We start from the raw sequence: 4,020 nt of genomic DNA, 5'->3' as shown, positions 1-4,020 counted from the left end.
TCCGGAGGAACGCTTCGCGTCACGAACCTGAGGCAGGAGCCGTATGCGGTAGTTCCGCACGTACGGATCTGTGCGGGGGGCGGCAGGTAACTGCCGTCCCTACCGCGACCGGTGTAGCCACGCTTGAGCACCACGGGCACTGACAGTTCCTCACCCTGGCGTGCCTTGGCGTAGACGCGGCCGAACTGCGCGACGATATCGGCCTGTATCAGTTCGCCTGCGTCGTCGGTATAGGCAATCACCTCTTCGAGCAGGCGATGTTTCTCGGTTTGATCGGGCACCAGGAACATGGCGTAGATCAGCTGGGCGAACATCGCCGGTATCTGGCCGCCGGCGCCTAGCGCCATACCCTGTTCCTTGGCCTGGGCGAAGTCACCGCGGAACATCAGGCGCCAGACTTCGTGCAGTTTCTGCGCATAGGCTTCGGCTTCCTCGGGCTTGCCGCTAAAGCCGGTGCCGGCCGCCACGGTTTTCTCCAGGGCTTGTGGATGTTGGCCGGCCATGTTCACCCCCAGCCGGCGTCTGGGAAGGGATAGTCACCGAAGCCGTGTGTCAGCTGCGGCCAGGCCTGGCGCAGCTTGTCGCCGCTGTAGTCATAGACGCTCTGGTCGAGGGGAAAGGGTTTCCAGTTATCGGCCGCCACAGCGCTGAGGCTGCAGGTGGTAAGCAGGGCAATCAATAAGCGGCGCATGGCGTTTTATGTTCACCGGCGATCATAGGGCGCTGCGGCAGGGCGCCAACCTAACCAAGGGTGGGCTGGCGCTTTACCCGCTACTTGAAGCCTTGCGGCCTGACTGGGCAGGGCGGCCGTCAGGCTTGGTTGTCTTTCTGCTGGAACTGGCGGCGGTACTGGTTGGGTGACAATTCGGTGTGCTGACGGAACAGGCGGGCGAAGAAGCTCGCATCGTCGTAGCCCACTTCGTAGCTGATGGTCTTGATGCTCTTGCGTGTGGAGGAGAGCAGGCTCTTGGCTGTTTCGATACGCAGGCGCTGCAGGTAGTGCAGGGGTTTGTCGCCGGTGGCGCCCTGAAAGCGGCGCATGAAGTTGCGGATGCTCATGCCGTGTTCGCGCGCCACGTCCTCGAAGCGGAACTTGTCGGCGTAGTGTTCTTCCAGCCAGTGCTGGATCTGCAGTACGGTGACGTCCTGGTGCAGCTTCTGCCCGCCGAAGCCGATGCGCCCGGGGGTATAGCTGCGCTGCACCTCGTAGAGGATGTCACGTGCCACGCCCTGGGCCACGCCGGCACCGCAGTAACGCTCGATCAGATAAATATAGAGGTCGCAGGCCGAGGTGACGCCGCCAGCGCAGTACAGGTTGTCGGCGTCGGACAGGTGTTTTTCCTGATTGAGCAGCACCTTGGGAAAGCGTTCGGCGAATTCGCGGAAGAAGCGCCAGTAGGTAGTCGCCTCCTTGCCATCGAGCAGGCCGGCTTCGGCCATCCAGAATACGCCGCTGGCCTCGCCGCAAATCGCCGTGCCATCGGCGTGCTGGCGCTTGAGCCAGTCCAGTACCTGTGGGTAGCGCTTGCACAGGGCGTCGAAGTCGTCCCAGAAGGCGGGCAGGATAATCACGTCGCAGCTGTCGAGGCCGCCGTCCACCGGCAAGCGGACATTGCTGAAGCTGTTCACCGGCAGGCCGTCCGGGCTGACCAAGTGGATATCGAACGGTGGCGCAAAGCCAAGCCCCTGTTGCTTGGCATAACGGATGCCGGCCATGTGGAAGAAGTCCTTGGCTTGCATCAAGGTGGAAGCGAAGACGCCATCGGTGGCGAGAATGCTGACACGACGCAAGGTCGTACGTGGCTGCGGGATAACCATAGGTATTTGTTCTTATTCAAGGCTAAGTGGTCATGCGACGGCTGGATCGTCTTATTTTTTGGCGTTTGTGTCCAGTGTGACCAAGCGGTTGCTTGGCTAAAGTCGAGGCCTTGTTTTTCTCTTTGCCTCGGATACAGGTAGCGCCATGATCCCCAGAACGATATTCAGCTCCGACCATGAATTGTTTCGCGACAGCGTGCGCAAGTTCCTCGAGCAGGAGGCCGTTCCCTATCATCATCAGTGGGAGAAAGACGGTCATGTCGATCGCGCGCTGTGGAACAAGGCGGGTGAGGCCGGCATGCTCTGCTCGCATATTCCCGAAGAGTACGGCGGCATGGCGGCCGATTTCCTCTACAGTACCGTGGTGATCGAGGAGATAGGGCGCCTGGGGCTGACCGGCATTGGCTTCTCCCTGCACTCGGATATCGTCGCGCCCTACATCCTGCATTACGGCAGTGAAGCGCAGAAGCAGCATTACCTGCCCAAGCTGGTGAGCGGCGAGATGGTCACGGCCATCGCCATGACAGAGCCGGGCGCCGGTTCCGACTTGCAGGGTGTAAAGACAACCGCTGTGCTCGATGGCGATGAGTACGTGATCAACGGCTCGAAGACCTTCATCACCAACGGCTGGCTGGCCGATCTGGTGATCGTCGTGGCCAAGACCGACCCGAAGGCAGGCGCCAAGGGCACCAGTCTGTTCCTGGTCGAGGCCAACACGCCCGGGTTCTCCAAGGGCAAGCGCCTGGAGAAGGTCGGCATGAAGGCGCAGGACACCTCCGAGCTGTTCTTCCAGGATGTGCGCGTACCCAAGGAAAACCTCCTGGGTCAGCCGGGCATGGGCTTCGCTTATCTGATGCAGGAATTGCCGCAGGAGCGCTTGACCGTGGGCATCGGCGCCCTGGCTTCGGCGGAGGCGGCGCTGCAGTGGACGCTCGATTACACCCGCGAGCGCAAGGCCTTCGGCAAGGCAGTGTCGGACTTCCAGAACACCCGTTTCAAGCTGGCCGAGATGGCGACGGAAATTCAGGTCGGCCGGGTATTCGTCGACCGTTGTCTGGAGCTGCACCTGAACGGCAAGCTCGATGTGCCCACCGCCGCTATGCTCAAGTATTGGGGGACCGACTTGCAATGCAAGGTGCTCGACGAGTGCGTGCAACTGCATGGTGGCTACGGCTACATGTGGGAGTACCCGGTGGCGCGGGCCTGGGCCGATGCGCGGGTGCAGCGCATCTACGCAGGGACCAACGAGATCATGAAGGAGATCATCGCTCGCTCCCTGGTCTGAGGGTGGTCGAAGGCAATAAAAAGCCCCGCAAAACAGACTGTGTGAAAACCTAGCAGTCTGAGAGCAAGCTGAAGACGATGCCTCCATCATTCGATGGGGGCATTGTCGTTGTGCGCCAGGCATGGCGCGTAGCGCCGTGACTGGCGCTGTTCGGTTCACTGTGGTGGTGGACTGAACGACTTGGAGGTGAAAGTCCTCTACACACCCGGCAAGGGGAAGTGTTAGCCAGAGGCAAGGGTGTCGCGGGCGACTGCGAATCTGAAGGAAGCCCGAGGCAAAATGCTGGCTCGACGGGGGCGCCCAGCTGAACAGGAAGCGGATAGAGGCGGCGTAGCGGGGTGAGGTAGCAACGATTGCCAAAGCCCGATACTTGCACGGAACGCTACGACGTAAATCCGACAGGCATAAGCAGGAAGGTCGCGCGAATTACCCTGGGAGATCTGTTTGGCCTGCCATGTGCTACCGGCCCCGAGAGGTGACGGGATGGGCGAACAGAAGTCAGCAGAGGCCGTAGTAGTTGCTCGAAACCGGAGCGATGAAGGGCTGAACCTGCCATGAGTGGATAGTCAGGTGTGCTCTCTGTTGGAGCGTAAAGCAGAAACGCCGTGAACAGCGGTGGTCGAGACCATCAGGAGGTAGGAGTCGGAAACTCCGAGGGCCGGTCTGGGCGCTTAGCTACCGCAGGCGACACATCAACGGAACCAAGCTCGCTGATGCTGTTTGTCAGTAGGCAGGAACCGCCGTATACGGAACCGTACGTACGGTGGTGTGGGAGGACGGCGGGGGTGACCCCGCCTCCTACCCGATTATGGGCTACATCCAGGGCGAAGGTCGTCAGCAAAGCAGCCTGTTTCCTCCCACATTGGAGGAGCTGGTGCCGGAGGATCACCTGGTACGGGTGATCGAGGCCTATGTCG

The 4,020-nt window shown here is 61.0% G+C and carries 2 protein-coding genes and 1 pseudogene; 1 reads left to right on the top strand and 2 read right to left on the bottom strand.

Annotation, left to right across the window (positions count from 1 at the left end):
• Positions 1-110: 110 nt before the first annotated feature.
• Positions 111-691, bottom strand: a pseudogene (locus tag ACNFCJ_RS23845) (hypothetical protein); the annotation flags it as partial.
• Positions 692-810: 119 nt separating this feature from the next.
• Positions 811-1,716 (bottom strand): GlxA family transcriptional regulator, encoded by a 906-nt coding sequence (locus ACNFCJ_RS23840; protein ID WP_416773864.1) that lies wholly within the window; start codon positions 1,714-1,716, stop codon positions 811-813.
• Positions 1,717-1,963: 247 nt separating this feature from the next.
• On the opposite strand from ACNFCJ_RS23840, the gene ACNFCJ_RS23835 reads away from it, so the two are divergent.
• Entirely contained in the window at positions 1,964-3,103 is a 1,140-nt protein-coding gene (locus tag ACNFCJ_RS23835; protein WP_125836002.1) for an acyl-CoA dehydrogenase family protein, read from the top strand.
• The last annotated feature ends 917 nt before the right edge of the window (positions 3,104-4,020 follow it).

The sequence above is a fragment of the Pseudomonas sp. NY15364 genome (assembly GCF_048068235.1).
Lineage (GTDB): Bacteria > Pseudomonadota > Gammaproteobacteria > Pseudomonadales > Pseudomonadaceae > Aquipseudomonas > Aquipseudomonas mendocina_D.
The sequence above is the reverse complement of the archived record's forward strand: the minus strand, read 5'-3'. Positions and strand labels throughout refer to the sequence as shown.

Coding starts and splice junctions, on each gene's coding strand:
- ACNFCJ_RS23835 (WP_125836002.1), top strand. CDS start 1,964: ATGATCCCCAGAACGATATTCAGCTCCGACCATGAATTGTTTCGCGAC.
- ACNFCJ_RS23840 (WP_416773864.1), bottom strand. CDS start 1,716: ATGGCCGGCATCCGTTATGCCAAGCAACAGGGGCTTGGCTTTGCGCCA.